This is a genomic window from Streptomyces sp. BV286 (assembly GCF_019090165.1).
In the GTDB taxonomy this organism is placed as follows: domain Bacteria; phylum Actinomycetota; class Actinomycetes; order Streptomycetales; family Streptomycetaceae; genus Streptomyces.
The window spans coordinates 38,538-55,938 of sequence record NZ_JAHRIB010000178.1; the positions used below are offsets into that span (position 1 = coordinate 38,538).

General features: G+C 72.8%; 18 protein-coding genes. 5 read left to right on the plus strand and 13 right to left on the minus strand.

The window, feature by feature from the left end:
• Positions 1–248: 248 nt before the first annotated feature.
• The 9 genes from KUF83_RS34035 to KUF83_RS34075 all read right to left on the minus strand — a co-directional run bounded on the left by KUF83_RS34035 (position 249) and on the right by KUF83_RS34075 (position 7,957).
• On the minus strand, positions 249–788 hold the full coding sequence (locus KUF83_RS34035) for an amino-acid N-acetyltransferase (protein WP_217458891.1): 540 nt from the start codon (positions 786–788) through the stop codon (positions 249–251).
• Positions 789–797: 9 nt separating this feature from the next.
• A complete protein-coding gene (locus tag KUF83_RS34040; protein WP_217458892.1) occupies positions 798–1,229 on the minus strand; it encodes a BlaI/MecI/CopY family transcriptional regulator in 432 nt (143 codons plus the stop codon).
• A gap of 156 nt (positions 1,230–1,385) precedes the next feature.
• Positions 1,386–1,565, minus strand: a complete 180-nt coding sequence (locus KUF83_RS34045) for a hypothetical protein (protein ID WP_217458893.1) — start codon at positions 1,563–1,565, stop codon at positions 1,386–1,388.
• 57 nt (positions 1,566–1,622) lie between these two features.
• The gene (locus KUF83_RS34050) at positions 1,623–2,291 is read right to left on the minus strand and encodes a hypothetical protein (RefSeq protein WP_217459001.1); all 669 of its coding nucleotides are present in this window, start codon (positions 2,289–2,291) and stop codon (positions 1,623–1,625) included.
• A 160-nt stretch (positions 2,292–2,451) separates the two neighbouring features.
• Entirely contained in the window at positions 2,452–3,249 is a 798-nt protein-coding gene (locus tag KUF83_RS34055; protein WP_217458894.1) for a type III pantothenate kinase, read from the minus strand.
• Between the two features lie 2 nt (positions 3,250–3,251).
• Complete coding sequence (nadC, locus tag KUF83_RS34060; RefSeq protein ID WP_217458895.1) at positions 3,252–4,277, minus strand: carboxylating nicotinate-nucleotide diphosphorylase; 1,026 nt, start codon at positions 4,275–4,277, stop codon at positions 3,252–3,254.
• Between the two features lie 5 nt (positions 4,278–4,282).
• A complete protein-coding gene (locus tag KUF83_RS34065; protein WP_217458896.1) occupies positions 4,283–6,001 on the minus strand; it encodes an L-aspartate oxidase in 1,719 nt (572 codons plus the stop codon).
• Positions 5,998–6,987: a pantoate--beta-alanine ligase gene (gene panC, locus KUF83_RS34070; RefSeq protein ID WP_217458897.1), complete on the minus strand. Its 990-nt coding sequence runs from the start codon at positions 6,985–6,987 to the stop codon at positions 5,998–6,000. Before panC ends, KUF83_RS34065 begins: the two co-directional genes overlap by 4 nt.
• A 31-nt stretch (positions 6,988–7,018) precedes the next feature.
• Positions 7,019–7,957, minus strand: coding sequence for a Rossmann-like and DUF2520 domain-containing protein (locus KUF83_RS34075; RefSeq protein WP_217458898.1), 939 nt, complete (start codon positions 7,955–7,957; stop codon positions 7,019–7,021).
• A gap of 148 nt (positions 7,958–8,105) precedes the next feature.
• On the opposite strand from KUF83_RS34075, the gene KUF83_RS34080 reads away from it, so the two are divergent.
• On the plus strand, positions 8,106–9,314 hold the full coding sequence (locus KUF83_RS34080; RefSeq protein WP_217458899.1) for a low specificity L-threonine aldolase: 1,209 nt from the start codon (positions 8,106–8,108) through the stop codon (positions 9,312–9,314).
• On the opposite strand, the gene KUF83_RS34085 is transcribed toward KUF83_RS34080, so the two are convergent.
• Positions 9,297–9,518 (minus strand): hypothetical protein, encoded by a 222-nt coding sequence (locus KUF83_RS34085; RefSeq protein ID WP_217458900.1) that lies wholly within the window; start codon positions 9,516–9,518, stop codon positions 9,297–9,299. The genes KUF83_RS34080 and KUF83_RS34085 overlap by 18 nt on opposite strands.
• A 187-nt stretch (positions 9,519–9,705) precedes the next feature.
• On the opposite strand from KUF83_RS34085, the gene KUF83_RS34090 reads away from it, so the two are divergent.
• Positions 9,706–10,809 (plus strand): DUF5937 family protein, encoded by a 1,104-nt coding sequence (locus tag KUF83_RS34090; protein ID WP_217458901.1) that lies wholly within the window; start codon positions 9,706–9,708, stop codon positions 10,807–10,809.
• 94 nt (positions 10,810–10,903) lie between these two features.
• Here the strand turns inward: KUF83_RS34090 and KUF83_RS34095 are convergent, their stop codons facing one another.
• Together KUF83_RS34095 and KUF83_RS34100 are read right to left on the minus strand one after the other, a co-directional pair.
• A complete protein-coding gene (locus KUF83_RS34095) occupies positions 10,904–11,575 on the minus strand; it encodes a response regulator transcription factor (protein ID WP_217458902.1) in 672 nt (223 codons plus the stop codon).
• Between the two features lie 38 nt (positions 11,576–11,613).
• Positions 11,614–12,816, minus strand: coding sequence for a sensor histidine kinase (locus KUF83_RS34100; protein WP_217458903.1), 1,203 nt, complete (start codon positions 12,814–12,816; stop codon positions 11,614–11,616).
• Between the two features lie 173 nt (positions 12,817–12,989).
• On the opposite strand from KUF83_RS34100, the gene KUF83_RS34105 reads away from it, so the two are divergent.
• The gene (locus tag KUF83_RS34105; protein WP_217459002.1) at positions 12,990–14,060 is read left to right on the plus strand and encodes an SAM-dependent methyltransferase; all 1,071 of its coding nucleotides are present in this window, start codon (positions 12,990–12,992) and stop codon (positions 14,058–14,060) included.
• Positions 14,061–14,200: 140 nt separating this feature from the next.
• On the opposite strand, the gene KUF83_RS34110 is transcribed toward KUF83_RS34105, so the two are convergent.
• Positions 14,201–15,361 carry an NADH-quinone oxidoreductase subunit D gene (locus KUF83_RS34110; RefSeq protein WP_217458904.1) on the minus strand — a complete coding sequence of 387 codons (1,161 nt, stop codon included), beginning with the start codon at positions 15,359–15,361 and terminating at the stop codon, positions 14,201–14,203.
• Between the two features lie 31 nt (positions 15,362–15,392).
• Here KUF83_RS34110 and KUF83_RS34115 point away from each other — a divergent pair, with 31 nt between their 5' ends.
• The gene (locus KUF83_RS34115) at positions 15,393–15,908 is read left to right on the plus strand and encodes a PH domain-containing protein (protein WP_217458905.1); all 516 of its coding nucleotides are present in this window, start codon (positions 15,393–15,395) and stop codon (positions 15,906–15,908) included.
• Between the two features lie 194 nt (positions 15,909–16,102).
• Positions 16,103–17,386, plus strand: coding sequence for a PH domain-containing protein (locus tag KUF83_RS34120; protein WP_254644766.1), 1,284 nt, complete (start codon positions 16,103–16,105; stop codon positions 17,384–17,386).
• The last annotated feature ends 15 nt before the right edge of the window (positions 17,387–17,401 follow it).

A 17,401-nucleotide genomic window follows, 5' to 3' on the forward strand; every position in this document is an offset into this window, starting at 1 on the left:
GGATTTCCTTTCATCGATATCTACGGGGCCGAGAGGCCGCGGCGGCTGCCGCAGTTTCACGCCCCCTGTTATATGCAGTACTGCAGTACGTCGGAAAGCAAACCGCTTTTGCTGGAAAAACACAAACCCCTGGGAGAGACCGACGGGACCGGGAAGACCGGAAACGTGCGCGTTTCGGACATAGGGTCCGCGGGCAAGGGCGGCCGGTCTAGTGCCGGGGGTATGTCCGGGGTATTACGCGGTGGCGGTCACAGATGCAGAAGCATCCGGCTGTTGCCCAAGGTGTTCGGTTTCACTCGTTCGAGCCCCAGGAACTCGGCCACGCCCTCGTCATAGGAACGCAACAGCTCGGCGTAGACATCGGTGTCGACGGGCGTCTCACCGATCTCCACGAAGCCGTGCTTGGCGAAGAAGTCGACTTCGAAGGTCAGGCAGAATACGCGGCGAACACCGAGCCAGCGGGCGGTCTCCAGCAACTTCCCCAGCAACTGATGGCCGACACCGGCGCCCTTCATGACGGGGTTCACGGCGAGAGTGCGGACTTCCGCGAGGTCTTCCCACATGACGTGCAGAGCGCCGCAGCCCACGACCTCCGAACTCGGCCCGGTGCCGCGTTCCGCGACCCAGAACTCCTGGATGTCCTCGTAAAGCGTCACGGTCGCTTTGTCGAGCAGGATGCGGCCGCGGACGTACGAGTCGAGGAGGCTGCGAACCGCCGGGACATCGCTGGTCCTGGCCCGGCGGACCGTGAGGGCATTAGTGCTGACTTCGGGCTGCTCTGCTGGCATGTCCGGACGCTATCGCCCGGTCTCGCCCTCCGCGGCGGCGGGGTTCTCGCCTGCGGTGTTCTCCGGGGCGGCCGTTGTTTCCGGGCCCTGGACGATACGTACGGCGTCGCGCAGCGTCTCGCGCTGTTCCGGGGACATCATGCCGAAGAAGGCGACGAGAGCGGCGGCCGGGTTGTCGCTCTGGGACCAGGAGTCGTTCATCAGTGCGGCCGCGTAGGCGGCGCGGGTGGAGACCGCCTCATATCGATAGGCCCGGCCTTCCGCCTCGCGGCGGACCCAGCCCTTCTGATGGAGATTGTCCAGAACGGTCATCACCGTGGTGTAGGCGATGGACCGGCTCTGCTGAAGGTCTTCCAGGACTTCTCGGACGGTCACCGGGCGGTTCCACTTCCACACCCGCGTCATGACCGCGTCTTCGAGTTCTCCCAATGGGCGAGGCACAGCTCAGAACAATAGGGGGAGATGCCGCCGATCACGTGGTGGACGTGGCATGGAATGACAAACAGCAACAAAAAGGGCGTACGACTCGAAAAGCTGATGAGTCGCACGCCCTGTGATGAGCGTTCGTGCCGCGGCCGGTCCGCGCCGGAGCTGAGCTCAGGCGCCGGGTTCGCGCGGGGCCTGGCGGGTGTGCTCGGCGCGGGCGAGGACCGCGTCGACGGCCGCGTCCTCCTTGGCCTTGTTGGCGCCGCCCTGGGTCTTCACGATCGTCACGATCAGACCGATGAAGAACACGGCCATCACTACCGGGGGCACGAGCGCGGAGACGTATTCCATGCCGTCCAGAGTAGCCACGGCCCGGCGGTGTGCGGGGCTCGGGGTCGCGGACCGGCCCTACACGGCGGCGAGCTGTCGAGGGGGGTTCGCGGGCGGGGCGGAGGGTTTGCGCCTCGGAGGGAACACCTCGCCGGGGGTCGGAATGGGGCGGTCCCGGCTCGGGGACTGCGGGCTGGGCCGGGGGGCCGGCTTCTCGGCGGGCTTCTCCGCGGGCTTGCCGCCGGGGTCACCGGTGGCGGCGCCCGTCGTGGCCGGCGCGGTCAGGGCCGTCGCCCTCGCCGCCCCGGTCGCGGCGAGACCGCCGGGAAGGGCCGTCAGACGCGTACGGCCGCGAGTGCGCGAGGCCGGGACCGAGTGCAGGGCGAGGCGGGCGCGGACGTCCTGTTCCGCGAGTGTGAGGCAGCGGTCGAGGAGGGCGGCCGCCACGGGGTTGCCGCACAGGGCTCGCAGCGCGGCCAGGTCGTCGGGGACCGGGCGGTAGCCGGCGCCGAGCGCCTCCTCCAGAAGCGTCAGGTAGCCGGCCGCCGTTCCGGGCAGGGCGGCGCGGTAGCGGGAGAGGTCGGCCACCAGGAAGGCGCGGAGTCTGGCGCCCTCGCGGGTCGCCTCGTCGACGGTCTCCGCCAGGCGGAGGCAGTCCTGGACGTCCTGCGCCGAGGCGGGACTGGGGTGTAGGGCGAGAGCGAGCGCACGTCGGAGCACACGCAGCTCCTCCGCACCGAACGCCATGCCGCCGCGGGATCCGTAAGGCGTGGGCATGCTCGCGACGATACGCGCTAATCAGACAAAATCCGTAGATCGGATGTCGTGTGGCGTGGCTCCGTCCCGCGTGAGCAGAACGCGCACCTCCCCCGCAACCGTGCGGGGCCCGGGGGCGGTGCGCCTCCTGTCAGGTCCTGGAGACGTTTCTCTCGTAGACCAGGCGGAGGCCGATCAGGGTCAGCCAGGGCTCGTGCTCGTCGATCACCGAGGCCTCGCCGAGCACCATCGGGGCCAGACCGCCCGTCGCGATGACGGTGACGTCGTCCGGGTCCTCGGCGAGTTCGCGGGCCATGCGGCCGACGACGCCGTCGACCTGTCCGGCGAAGCCGTAGATGATGCCGGACTGCATGGCCTCGACGGTGTTCTTGCCGATGACCGTGCGGGGCCGGGCGATCTCGATCTTGCGGAGCTGTGCCCCCCGGACGCCCAGTGCCTCGACGGAGATCTCGATGCCGGGCGCGATGACGCCGCCGGCGTACTCCCCGCGCGCGGAGACCGCGTCGAAGGTCGTCGCCGTGCCGAAGTCGACGACGATGGCCGGTCCGCCGTAGAGCTCGACCGCCGCGACCGCGTTGATGATGCGGTCCGCGCCGACCTCCTTGGGGTTGTCCATCAGGATCGGGACGCCCGTCTTGATGCCCGGCTCGACGAGGACGGCGGGTACGTCGCCGTAGTAGCGGCGGGTCACCTCGCGCAGCTCGTGCAGGACCGAGGGGACGGTCGAGCAGATCGCGATGCCGTCGATGCCGTCGCCCAGCTCGTCGCCGAGGAGCGGGTGCATGCCCATGAGGCCCTGGAGGAGCACGGCCAGTTCGTCCGCCGTGCGGCGCGCGTCCGTGGAGATGCGCCAGTGCTCGACGATGTCCTCGCCGTCGAAGAGCCCGAGGACGGTGTGCGTGTTGCCGACGTCGATCGTGAGCAGCATGCCTACTCAGCCTCGCTCGTCGGTGTCCCGGAGGCCTCGCGCAGGTCGAGGCCGATGTCCAGGATGGGCGAGGAGTGGGTGAGGGCGCCCACCGCGAGGAAGTCGACGCCCGTCTTCGCGTACGCCGCGGCGGTGTCCAGGGTGAGGCGGCCCGAGGCCTCCAGGAGCGCGCGGCCGGCCACGAGGGCGACTGCCTCCTCGCACTCGCCGGGCGTGAAGTTGTCCAGGAGGATCAGGTCGGCGCCCGCGTCCACGACCTCGCGCAGCTGCTTCAGCGTGTCGACCTCGACCTCGATCGGCACGTCGGGGAAGGTCTCCCGCACCGAGGTGAAGGCCTCGGCGACGCCGCCCGCGGCGACCACGTGGTTGTCCTTGACGAGGGCCGCGTCCGAAAGGGACATGCGGTGGTTGACACCGCCGCCCATGCGGACCGCGAACTTCTCCAGGGAGCGCAGTCCGGGCGTCGTCTTGCGGGTGTCCCGCACGCGCGCGCCGGTGCCCTCCAGAAGGTCCGCCCACGCGCGCGTGGCCGTCGCGATGCCGGAGAGACGGCACAGGAGGTTCAGCGCGCTGCGCTCGGCCGTCAGCAGGTCCCGGGTGCGGGTCGTCACGCTCAGGAGCCGCTGGCCGGCCTCGACGCGGTCGCCGTCCTCGACGTGCCGCTCGACCTCGAACTCGTCGGTGCAGACCACGGAGACGACCGCCTCGGCGACCCGCAGGCCCGCCACCACGCCGGCCTCGCGGGCCGTGAAGTCGGCGGTGGAGACGGCCTCCTCGGGGATGGTCGCGACCGTGGTCACGTCCACGCCGTGGTCGAGGTCCTCCTCGATGGCCAGGTGCGCGATGTCCTCGACCTCGAGGGGGTCGAGCCCCGCGTCGGAGAGGAGCTGCGCGAGAGCGGGGTCGAGCCCGCACTCGGCGTACGCCGCGAATTCGGCGGAGTCGGCGTCGTACTCCCCGTCGGCCGCGCAGCCGCAGCCGTCGCCGCAGCCACCGCCGGTGAGAAGGGGAAGGTCGGGGGTGCTCACTTCTGTCACTGCTCCTGAGGACGGGACTGCTGTGTCGGGGGGAAGTCTGGGGTGTCGGTGGTGTGTACGGCGAGCGAGCGGTCGGGATTGAGCCGTACGACGATGTGGCGGCGCCAGGTGTCGTCGTCCCGGTCGCCCCGGTCCTCGCGCCAGTGGCAGCCGCGGGTCTCCTCCCGGAGGCGGGCGGCGGCGACGAGGACGCGCGCCACACACAGGAGGTTGGTGGTCTCCCAGGTGTCGACGCCGGGCTCGGCCGTCTTGCCGTGCTCGTCGAGCGCGTCGCGGGCGTCGGCGTGCAGCCGCTGGATGCGGTCGGCGGCGGTCTCCAGGGAGGTGGCCGAGCGCAGGACGCCGGCGCCGTCCGTCATGATCCGCTGGATCGCGAACCGTGCCTCGGCGGCGAGGAGCGGGTGCGCGGGCTTCTCCGGCTCGGCGATCGGCGCGGGCACCCGCACGCGTGGGCGGCTGTCCTCGTGCCGGCCGGTGATGTCCGCCGCGATGCGCTCGGCGTAGACGAGGCCCTCCAGGAGGGAGTTGGACGCGAGCCGGTTGGCGCCGTGGACACCGGTGCAGGCGACCTCGCCGCACGCGTACAGGCCGGGCACGGTCGTGCGGCCCCGGGAGTCCGTACGGACGCCGCCGGAGGCGTAGTGGGCGGCCGGGGCCACCGGGACGGGCTCGGTGACCGGGTCGATGCCGTGGGCGCGGCAGGCGGCCAGGATCGTCGGGAAGCGGTGCTCCCACATGTGCGCGCCGAAGTGCCGGGCGTCCAGGTACATGTGCTCGGCGTCCTGCTCCTGCATGCGCCGCATGATGCCCTTGGCGACGATGTCCCGGGGCGCCAGCTCGGCGAGTTCGTGCTGTCCGAGCATGAAGCGCTCGCCGTGCGCGTCGACGAGGTGGGCGCCCTCGCCGCGGACGGCCTCGGAGACCAGCGGCTGCTGGCCCTCCGCGTCCGGGCCGAGGAACAGCACGGTCGGGTGGAACTGCACGAACTCCAGGTCGCTGACCTCGGCGCCGGCCCGCAGGGCGAGGGCGACGCCGTCGCCGGTGGACACCGACGGGTTGGTCGTCGCGGAGAAGACCTGGCCCATGCCGCCGGTCGCGAGGACCACGGCGGGCGCGTGGACGGCTCCCACGCCGTCGTGCTGGCCCTCTCCCATGACGTGCAGGGTCACGCCGGCCGTGCGTCCGTCGGCGTCCGTGAGGAGGTCCAGGACGAGCGCGTTCTCGACCGTGCGCAGTCCCCGCGCGCGGACGGCCTCGACGAGGGCCCGGGAGATCTCGGCGCCGGTCGCGTCGCCGCCCGCGTGGGCGATGCGGCGGCGGTGGTGGCCGCCCTCCCGGGTGAGCTCCAGGCCGCCCTCCTCCGACTCGTCGAAGTGGGCGCCCGTCTCGATGAGGCGGCGTACGGCGTCGGGGCCCTCGGTGACGAGGATGCGGACGGCGTCCTCGTCGCACAGGCCCGCGCCCGCCACGAGGGTGTCGTCGAGGTGCTGCTCGGGGGTGTCGCCCTCGCCCAGGGCCGCGGCTATGCCGCCCTGGGCCCAGCGGGTGGAGCCGTCGTCGAGGCGGGCCTTGGTGACGACGACCGTCCGCAGGCCGGCGGCGTCGCAGCGCAGGGCGGTGGTGAGTCCGGCGACCCCGGAGCCGACGACCACGACGTCGGCGGTGACGGACCAGCCGGGTGCGGGCGCGTGCAGACGTATGCCTGTGCTGGTCACGAGGCGGCTCCGAAGGTCAGAGGAATGTTGTCGATCAGCCGGGTCGTCCCGACCCGGGCGGCGACGGCGAGGACCGCTTCGCCGGTGTGACCGGCCCGGACCTCGGTGAAGTCGGACGGATCGACCAGTGCCAGGTAGTCCAGGGCGAGCGGCGGGCTGAGGCGGGCCGCGTCGTCGAGGACCAGGCGGGCGGCGGCACGGACCGCGGCGGGGCCACCGGGGGCCGCCTTGGCGACGGCGTGCGCGTCGGCCGCGGCGCGGGACTCGCCGATGGCGCTGAGGGCCTCGGCACGCGCGTGCGTGGCGGGCACTTCGCGGGCACGCGCGCGCAGGGCCTCCTGGGCGGCGTGCCGGTCGCTGCCCGCGAACAGGGCCTGGGAGAGGGCGAGCGCGGTACGACGCTCGGCGGTCGACAGGTAGCGGTTGCGGCTGGACAGGGCCAGACCGTCCGCCTCGCGCACCGTCGGGACGCCGACGATCTCCACGCCGAAGTTCAGGTCGCGGACCATGCGGCGGATCAGGGCGAGCTGCTGGGCGTCCTTCTGCCCGTACAGCGCCACGTCGGGCCGGGTGAGGTGCAGCAGCTTGGCGACGACGGTGAGCATGCCGTCGAAGTGCCCGGGGCGCGTCGAGCCCTCCAGGCGCTCCCCCATGGGGCCCGCGCTGATGCGGACCTGGGGTTCGCCGCCCGGGTAGACCTCGTCCACGGAAGGGGCGAACACGACGTCCGCGCCCGCCTGCTCGGCGATCTTGACGTCGGCGTCCAGCGTGCGCGGGTAGCGGTCGAGGTCCTCGCCCGCGCCGAACTGGAGGGGGTTGACGAAGACGGTCACGACGACCTCGCCGTCGCCCGCGATCGACCGGGCGGTGCGGATCAGGGTCGCGTGGCCCTCGTGCAGGGCGCCCATCGTCATGACGACGGCACGGCGGCCGGTGCGTACGCGCGCGTGGAGCTCGTCTGCGGTGCTCAGCAGGGCGGTGGTCATCGGGCGTCTCCGGTCTCGGCACCTGCGCACGTCATCGGGCGTCTCCTTCGGTCCCGTCGGTGCGGCCGGCCCCGTCGGCGAGCACGCCGAGGAGGTCCTCGGCGAGCTCCGGCTTGAGCAGGCCGTGGGCGAGGGCCCGGTCGGCGGTCGCGCGGGCCATCGCCAGATAGCCGGCGACGGTCTGCGGCGCGTGCTTGCGCAACTCGGTGACGTGCGCCGCGACCGTGCCCGCGTCGCCTCGCGCCACCGGTCCGGTGAGCGCCGCGTCGCCCGACCTGAGAGCGTTGTCCAGGGCGGCGCCCAGCAGCGGGCCCAGCATCCGGTCCGGGGCCTCGACACCCGCGGCACGCAGCAGGTCCATGGACTCGGCGACCAGGGTGACCAGGTGGTTGGCGCCGAGCGCGAGGGCCGCGTGGTAGAGCGGGCGGGCCTCCTCGGCGATCCACTCGGGCTCGCCGCCCATCTCGATGACCAGGGCCTCGGCGGCCAGCCGCAGCTCCTCGGGGGCGGTGACTCCGAAGGAGCATCCGGCGAGCCGCTGCACGTCCACGGGGGTGCCGCTGAACGTCATCGCGGGATGCAGGGCGAGAGGCAGCGCTCCGGCGCGCAGAGCGGGGTCGAGGACCTTCGTCCCGTACCGCCCGGAGGTGTGCACGAGCAGCTGTCCCGGCCTGATGGACCCGGTCTCGACGAGTCCTTCCACCAGTCCCGGCAGGGCGTCGTCGGGGACCGTGAGCAGCACCAGGTCGGCTCGCTCCAGGACCTGCTCGGGTGTCATGAGCGGCACGTCCGGCAGCAGCTGCGCGGCGCGGCGCCGGGAGGCGTCGGACACCCCGGAGACGGCCACCGGGCGGTGTCCGGCGAGCTGGAGCGACGCGGCCAGGGCGGGACCCACACGGCCGGCGCCGACGACGCCGACGGTGAGCCGCGCGGGGCGGTCCTTGGGGTCTGCCTGGGGGAATGTACTCACTCGACGGCGGCCTTCCGTTCCAGTCCGCTCGGGGTACCGGACGCTTTCTCGTCATGTTAACGCGATTGGTCCGGGGGCCGTTTTCCTGTCCACAGGCTGTGGGGAATTCGCATGACCGGCCGCCGTGCCGTCCTGCATGATCCGGGACATGAGCGATACGGCGGAACGGGCTGCGGACGGATCGGCGGAACAACCCCCGGAACAGCCGACGGGGGAAGCGGAAGGGACGGCCGAGCAGCGGCGTGAGCGGCGCAGGGTCGCCTGGCGCGGCGCGCGGCGGGTGCTGTGGCGGCCCGGTTTCCGTTCCACGGTCGGTGAACTGCTGGCCGGGCTGACGGACGCGGCGCCCGACGTGTACGACCTGGACCGGCCGGTGGACATGTACGGCAACGGCATCGTGGAGACCCTGGAGGAGCGGGTCGCCGGACTGCTCGGTACGGACGCCGCCGCCTTCTTCCCCTCGGGCACCATGGCCCAGCAGGTGGCGCTGCGCTGCTGGGCGGGCCGGACGGGCAACGCGACGGTGGCGATGCATCCCCTCTCCCACCCGGAGGTCCACGAGAGGCATGCCTTCAGCACGCTCAGCGGCCTGCGGACCGTCCACCCGACGCGCGAGCCGCGGATGCCCTCCGCCGAGGAGATACGCGACCTGGACGAGCCCTTCGGGGCACTGTTCCTGGAACTGCCCCTCAGGGAGGCCGGTTACGTCCTGCCCTCCTGGGAGGAGCTGGTCGCCGTGACGGACGCGGCCCGCGAACGCGACGCCGTGGTGCACGTCGACGGGGCCCGCCTGTGGGAGTGCGCCACCCACTTCGGCCGCCCCCTGGACGAGATCGCGGGGCTCGCGGACAGCGTCTACGTGTCCTTCTACAAGTCGCTGGGCGGGTTCGGCGGCGCCGCCCTCGCGGGCCCGCGGACACTCGTCGACGAGGCGAAGGCCTGGCGCCACCGGTACGGCGGGCAGGTCCTCCAGCAGTTCCCCACCGCCCTGTCCGCGCTGATCGGCCTGGAGAGGGAACTGCCCCGGCTCCCGGAGTACGTGGTCCACGCGCGCGTGGTGGCCGCGGCGCTGCGGGAGGGGTTCGCCGGGGCCGGGCTCCCCTGGGCGCGGGTGCACCCCGAGGAGCCGCACACCCACCAGTTCCAGGTGTGGCTGCCGTACGAGGCCGATGCCCTGACCGAGGCGGGCATGCGGCAGGCCGAGGAGACGCTGACGTCCCTCTTTCCGCAGGTCTGGGAGAGGGGCGGGCCCGGTCTGGCGTACACCGAGGTCACGGTGGGCGCGCCGGGCCTGGAGTGGACGGCGGACGACGTACGGGCCGCCGCCGCGGACTTCGCGTCACGGCTTCCCCGCTGAACGGCCCGGGCGCCCGAACAGCCTGGCCAGTGCCGCCCGCGTCCGGCCGCGGGCCGGGCGTCCGGTCAGGGCCGCGCGGTACCGCCGGTGGTCGCGCAGTTCACGCATGGCCTGCCAGTCGTGCTCGCTGGGGGCGGGCGGCGTCGGATCGCCGTGCTGCCGGGCCCGGTGGGTGTCGAGGAGGTACTGCTGGGTGATGCTCATGGCGGATCGCCTTCTCGGGACGGGTACGGACGTCTGCCGGGACCGATACCGGTTCCGGACGTTCTCCGTGGGCCCCGCGGTGCCCCGGTGGTCCCAGCCTGCTCCCGGCGGGGCGGTCCGTCGCGTCGATTGACGACGCCCGTCAATCGGCGGCCGGCCTGTCGGTGGCGGGGTGCACCATGAGGACATGAGCGTGACCATCGACATCTCCGGGCTGCGCAGGGAGCGGGTGGCCGTCGTGCCCTCGCCCCTGGCCGAGCTCTGCATGGCGCTGCACGCGCTGGCCGAGCCGGGTCACCACCCCGGGCTTCAGGGCTGGGCGACCGCGGTGACCGCCCGGCTCGACCCGCATCTGGCGGACCGGATGTGCGAGGCGGACTTCCTGTGGCGGACGACGTTCTCGGACGTGTTCCTGCCGTACGCGGCGGCGGGCGGCACCACGCTCCCGGGCGGCACCCTCGCCGAGGAGCTGGACCTGCTCGACAAGCTGACGGACGAGCAGTTCGTGGACGCGGCGCTGGAGTTCACCTGCGCGCTTCCGTACGACGCGCAGGGTGCCGGCGCCCTCACGGACGCCGCGTCCCGGCGGCGCGCCCTGGAGCTGGCCGCAGCGCGCGGGCCCCGGCCGGCGGACTTCACCGCGCGGCTGCTGGACGATCCGCCGCGGATCCGCGCGTGGCTGCGGCGGTTCCTGGAGGACTGCGACGAGGCGTTCTTCGCCGAGACCTGGTCCCGGCTGCGCCACCAGCTCGGGGCGGACGCCCGCCGCAAGACGGACCTGCTCGCACGCCGGGGCCTGGCCGACGCCCTGGCGTCGGTGTCCCCCGCGGTGACGCTCGACGAGAGCGCCTGCCGGATCACCGTCGACAAGCTGGGCCACGGCCGCACCGCGACCCGCGACGGCGGCCTCCTGCTGGTGCCGACGAGCCTCGGCTGGCCCCACCTCATGGTGCTGCACCGGTACGGCTGGCAGCCGGTGATCCACTACCCGGCCGGTTCCCCGGAACTGACGGTCCCGACCTCCGTCGAGCAGCTGACCCTCCGGATGGCGGCCCTGTCCCACCCGACGAGGATGCGGCTGTGCCGGAGCCTGGCCCGCAGCGCGTTCACCACGAGCGAGCTGGCCCAGACGCACGGCATGACGGCCCCCGAGATATCCCGGCACCTGAGCGTGCTGAAGAAGGCGGGCCTGCTCACCACCCGCCGCCGCGGACGGTACGTACTGCACCAGCTGGACGTCACGATGGTGGCCCGGCTGGGCAGCGACTTCCTGGAGGGCATCCTGCGCTGAGCCGCCCGCGCTTCCCCGGGCCCGGGCCCCGCTCAGCCGGGACCCGGCCGACCGGATCCCGCCCGACCGGGCACGGCCCGACCGGATCCCGTGCTCAGCCCTGTCCCCCGGCCCGTACGAGACCGGTCTCGTACGCGAGGACGACGACCTGGACGCGGTCGCGCAGGCCCAGCTTCGTGAGGATGCGGCCCACGTGGGTCTTGACCGTCGCCTCGGAGAGGACGAGCCGGGCCGCGATCTCGCCGTTCGACAGGCCCTGCGCGACGAGGATCATGACCTCGCGCTCACGGCCGGTGAGCCGCTCCAGCTCCTGGTGCTGGGTCTCCTTGCCGGCGCTGGGCAGCATCGGCGCGAAGCGGTCCAGCAGGCGCCTGGTCGTCGAGGGCGCGACGACCGCGTCGCCGCTGTGCACGGAGCGGATCGCGGCGAGGAGTTCGCCGGGCGGCACGTCCTTGAGCATGAAGCCGGAGGCGCCCGCCTTGAGCCCCGAGAAGGCGTACTCGTCGAGGTCGAAGGTGGTCAGGATCAGCACCTTCGGCGGATTCGGGTCCTGGCAGATGCGGCGGGTGGTCTCCACACCGTCGAGCTTCGGCATGCGGACGTCCATGAGCACCACGTCGACCTCGGTCGTACGCAGCACCTGGAGGGCCTCGACGCCGTCGCCCGCCTCCCCCACGACCTCCATGTCCGGCTGGGCGGCGAGCACCATCCGGAACCCGGTGCGCAGCAGCACCTGGTCGTCGACGAGCATCACGCGGATCGGCATGGAAAGGTCCTCCGGTCGGTTCATGGAACGTGCACGTGTCAGTGGGCGGGCTTGAGCGGAAGCAGGGCACTGATGCGGAAGCCTCCGCCCGGACGCGGCCCCGCGTCCAGGGTGCCGCCGACCATGCCGATGCGCTCGCGCATCCCGATCAGGCCGTGGCCCTGGCCGTCGACGCCGCCCTCCTCGTAGAGCTCGTGCGGGGCGCCCTTGCCGTCGTCCTCGACGAGCAGGCCGAGGCCGTCGTCGAAGTAGACCAGGCGGACGCTCGCTCCCGCGTTCGGCCCCCCGTGCTTGCGGGTGTTGGTGAGGGCCTCCTGCACGATGCGGTACGCGGTCAGCTCGACGCCGCTCGGCAGGGGCCGCGGGGTGCCCTCGATCTTGAAGTCGACGGGGAGGCCGGAGGTCCGGCACTGCTCGATCAGGTCGTCGAGCTGCTCCACGTCCGGCTGCGGCACGTACTCGCCGGACTCCTGGTGCTCGCCGGTGCGCAGGACGCCGAGGAGGCGGCGCATCTCGGCGAGGGCCTGCCTGCCGGTCCCGGAGATGGTCTCCAGGGCCTTCCTGGCCTGGTCCGGCGCGGAGTCGAGGACGTAGGCGGCACCGTCGGCCTGGACCACCATCACCGAGACGTTGTGTGCGACCACGTCGTGCAGCTCCCGGGCGATCCGGGCGCGCTCGGCGGCGACCGCGACCTTGGCCTGCGCCTCGCGCTCCTTCTCCAGGCGGGCGGCACGCTCCTCGAGCTGCGCGAAGTAGGCGCGGCGGGTCCGCAGCGAGTCGCCGAGGACCCAGGCGAGGGCGAAGGGAACGGTCTGGAAGACCACTATCGCGATCTGCCCGCCGGCGCCGGCCTGCTCCTCCGGCCAGCGCAGCTGCGCCAGCGGGGCCGCGCACAGGCCCGCCGTCAGGGCGAGCCGGGACGCCCAGCCGGTGCCGTTCGAGGCGACCGTGTAGGTGATCACCAGCAGCGCGAAGTCGGCCGGCGCCATCTCCATGTCCAGCAGCAGCTGCGCCGCGCCCATGGAGACGGCGAGGAGCAGCATCGCCTCGGGCATGCGCCTGCGCAGCGCGATCACCAGGCACAGGAGCAGGGTGATCGGGACGGTGACGGCCAGGTGGTCGGCTCCGGAGTTCTCCTGCCCGGCCGTTCCACCCATGACCGAGATCCCGAGCAGGACGACGGCCCAGAAGCCGTCGACCCATGCCGGGTGCCTGCGGAGAAAATCATAGAGACGCTGCACGTAACCCAGCGTAGGGAAGCGTGCAGTGTGCAGGGGTCAACCGGAGGGTCGATCCGTAACCGGTGCTCGTACTCCCCAAGGTGGAGGCCCCCTTCGACTTGGCGCTTAGCCTGGCGCGGTGAGGGCGACGGAGAGCGGTGGTGGGCGCGGTGGGGCGTGAGGCGGCGGGCGGGATGCGCGGGTGGCGCGCGGCGACCGAGGACGCGCTGTACGGGCCCCGCGGTTTCTACCGTCGGCCCGAGGGGCCCGCAGGGCATTTCCGCACCTCGGTGCACGCGTCACCGCTGTTCGCGCGGGCCGTGGCCCGTCTGCTCGGCCTCGTCGACGAGGCGCTCGCCCACCCCGCCGAACTCGCCTTCGTCGACATGGGCGCGGGGCGTGGCGAGCTGGTGACCGGCGTCCTGCGGGCGCTTCCGGCCGACGTGGCGGCCCGGGTGCGCGGGTACGCGGTCGAGCGGGCCGCCCGCCCCGCCGGTCTCGATCACCGGATCGAGTGGCTGCCTGAGCCTCCGCCGGGTGTGACGGGTCTCATGTTCGCCAACGAGTGGCTCGACAACGTGCCGCTGGACGTGGCCGAGGTGGACGCCCACGGGGTGCCGCGCCTCGTCCTCGTGGGCCCGGACGGGACGGAGTGTCTCGGCGGGCCGGTGCGGGGAGCGGACGCGGCGTGGCTGCGGAGGTGGTGGCCGCTCACGGGCACGGCCGACGACCCGGCCCCCGCCGAAAGGCCCGCCCCCGAGGGGCTCTTCGCCGGGGACTCTCCCTCCGAAGGGCTCCGTGCCGAGATCGGTCTGCCCAGGGACACCGCCTGGGCGTCGGCCGTGGCCGGGCTCGGCCGCGGTCTCGCCGTCGCCGTCGACTACGGGCACAGCGCGGGAGCGCGACCGCCGTTCGGCACGCTGACGGGGTTCAGGGAGGGCCGCGGGACCGCGCCCGTGCCGGACGGCTCCTGCGACATCACCGCGCATGTGGCGCTGGACGCGTGCCTGCTGCCCGGGGGTCGGCTGCTGAGCCAGCGGGAGGCCCTGCGCGCGCTGGGAGTGAGCGGGGAGAGGCCGCCCGCGTCCCTGGCCGCCACGGACCCCGCGGGCTATGTACGGGCCCTCGCGGCCGCGGGCGAGGCAGCCGAGCTGACCGCCCGGGGCGGGCTGGGCGACTTCGGCTGGCTGCTGCAGCCGGTCGGCGTCACGGACCCGCTGGCGGGCGGGGAGCGGCTGCCCAGCGCGCACCGCCCTTCCGGGTAGCGGCGCGTCCTCCCGACGCCGGCCTTCGGCCGTCGGCTGCCGCGAGCAGGCGCAGGCGGCCGATCGTCGACCGCCTGCTGCCGACCGTCTGCCGTCGACCACCTGCCGTCGACCACCTGCCGTCGACGAACAGCTGTCGACTACTTGTCGATGTCCCCGACCACGAAGAACAGCGACCCCAGGATCGCCACCATGTCCGCGACCAGGGTGCCCGGCAGCAGCTCGGTGAGCGCCTGGATGTTGTTGTACGAGGCCGACCGCAGCTTGAGCCGGTACGGGGTCTTCTCACCCTTGCTGACGAGGTAGTAGCCGTTGATGCCCAGAGGGTTCTCGGTCCAGGCGTACGTGTGGCCCTCGGGTGCCTTCAGGACCTTGGGGAGCCGCTGGTTGATCGGGCCGGGCGGCAGCTCCGCGATCCGGTCAAGGCAGGCGTCGGCGAGGTCGAGCGCGTTGTGGGTCTGCTCCAGGAGGCACTCGAAGCGGGCCAGGCAGTCGCCCTCCTCGCGCATGACGACCTTCAGGGTGTCCTGGAGCTCTCCGTACGCGAGGTACGGCTCGTCCCGGCGCAGGTCGAAGTCGACCCCGGAGGCACGGGCGATGGGACCGCTCACCCCGTACGCGTGCACGGCCTCCGGGGAGAGGACGCCCACATTCCTCGTACGTCCGCGGAAGATCTCGTTGCCGAGCACCAGGCCGTCGAAGCGGTCCATGCGGGAGCGCACTCCGGAAACGGCCGCACGCGCGCGCGTGGTCCACCCGGCGGGCAGGTCCTCCTTGAGGCCGCCGACCCGGTTGAACATGTAGTGCATGCGCCCGCCGGAGATCTCCTCCATGACGTGCTGGAGCTCCTCGCGCTCCGTGAACGCGTAGAAGATCGGGGTGATCCCGCCCAGTTCGAGGGGGTACGAGCCCAGGAACATCAGGTGGTTCAGGACCCGGTTCAGCTCCGCGAGCAGCGTGCGGGTCCACACCGCGCGCGGGGGCACCTCCATGCCGAGCATCCGCTCCACACCGAGGACCACGCCCAGCTCGTTCGAGAACGCGGAGAGCCAGTCGTGGCGGTTGGCCAGCATGATGATCTGACGGTAGTCGCGCGCCTCGAAGAGCTTCTCGGCGCCGCGGTGCATGTAGCCGATCACCGGCTCCGCGTGCTGGATCCGCTCCCCGTCGAGGACGAGCCTCAGCCGCAGTACGCCGTGTGTGGACGGGTGCTGGGGGCCGATGTTGAGCACCATGTCGGTGCTCTCGGCAGCGCCGCCGACACCGACCGTGGTCTCTGTGGGACCCGTCGTAGGAGTCATGGGGACAGTGTCCCGTACGTACGCTTGCGGCATGGAGACGGGGACCTCGGAGAACACGGGGCAGACAGCGGGGCGGACGGCGAACGAGCCGGTGTGGATCGGGCTGCCGCCGGGGCTGCTGAGAATGCGACGGCTGTTGCTGGTGGTGTGGCTGGGTCTGCTGAGCGTCGGTACGGCCCTGCTGCTCGGCCTGCTGGCCGGGCCCGGCTGGGCGGCCTTCGCCCTGCTGCCGCTGGCGGTGCTGCTGTGGGGCTGGCCGATGCTGGGACGCAACTGGCGTTCCTGGCGGTACGCCGAGCGGGCGGACGACCTGCTGATCAGCCGGGGTGTCCTGTGGCGCGAGGAGACCGTGGTGCCGTACGGGCGCATGCAGCTGGTCGAGGTCACCTCCGGTCCCGTCGAGCGGCATTTCGGGCTGTCGAGTGTGCAGCTGCACACGGCCGCCGCGGCGACGGACGCCCGCATTCCGGGGCTCATCCCGGCGGAGGCGGAACGATTGCGCGACCGGCTGACGGAGCTGGGCGAGGCCCGATCGGCGGGGCTGTGACGACGCCACCGGACGCCCCCAAGGACGTACGCGAAGAACCCGGTCCGGACGGTCCGGCACAGGAAGCGGTCGAGGTCGGGGCCGGGGTCGGGGCCGCACCGGAAGAGGTGGGCACCTCAGGCACCGCAGGCACCCCGAGGGGAGGGGACCGGACCGGACCCGTACCGGGTGAGGCAGAGAAGGACGCTCCCGCATTGCGTGAGCGACGTTTGCATCCCGTGACGCCGCTGCGCCGAGCGTGGGCGCCGGTCGCCGTGATCGCCGGATGGGCCGTGCACGACCCCGACCAGGCACAGCGGCAGCTGACGCGGCTCACCACGGCCACCCTGCTGGCCGCCCTCGCCGCGGCCGTCCTGGGGGCCGCCCTCTACGGCTTTCTGAGCTGGTGGTTCACGCACTTCGCGGTGACCGACACCGAACTGCGCATCCGTACGGGCCTGGTGTTCCGCCGCACCGCGCACATCCGGCTCGAACGGATCCAGGCCGTCGACGTCACCCAGCCGCTGCTGGCCCGCGTGGCCGGCGTCGCCAAACTCAAACTCGACGTCGTCGGGACCGACAAGAAGGACGAGCTGGCCTATCTGGGCCAGGAGGAGGCCCGGGTCCTGCGGGCCGAACTGCTCGCCAGGGCCGCCGGTTTCGCGCCCGAGACCGCCCACGAGGTGGGCGAGGCACCGGTCCGGCAACTGCTGCACGTACCGGCCGGGGTCCTCGCCGTCTCGCTGGTCCTGACCGGGGCCACCTGGGCGACGCTGGCCGCCGCACTCGTCGTACCGGCGCTGCTGTGGTTCGCCACCCACAGCGTGTGGACGGTCCTCGCGACGGCGCTGCCCCTGCTCGGCGCGGCGGGCGCGAGCAGTGTGGGCCGGTTCGTCGCCGAGTACGACTGGACCGTCGGCGATTCCCCCGACGGGCTCCGCATCGACCACGGGCTGCTCGACCGCGCGCACGAGACGGTGCCGCCCGGCCGCGTGCAGACCGTACGCGTCGTCGAGCCGCTGCTCTGGCGGCGGCGCGGCTGGGTCCGGGTCGAGCTGGACGTGGCGGGTTCGTCCAACTCCGTGCTCGTACCGGTCGCTCCGCGCGAGGTCGCCGAGTCGGTGATCGCGCGCGTGCTGCCGGGAGTGAGCGTGCCGACCGCGCTGTCGCGGCCGCCCCGTCGCGCGGCCTGGTGCGTGCCGTTCTGGTGGCGGGGCTACGGGCTCGCCGTGACCGACACCGTCTTCGTGGCCCGGCACGGGCTGCTGCGCCGCAGTGTCGCGCTCGTGCCGCACGCCAAGGTGCAGAGCGTGCGCCTGGAGCAGGGGCCGTGGCAGCGTCACAAGGGGCTCGCCGACGTCCGGGTGGACACGGGGGCCAACAAGACGGTGACGGCCCGGCTGCGGGACGCCTCGGAGGCGGCCGAGCTGCTGTACGCGCAGGCGGACCGGTCGCACACCGGACGCCGGGAGGCCCTGCCGGACCGCTGGATGGCGTGAGGGCAGCGGCTGTTC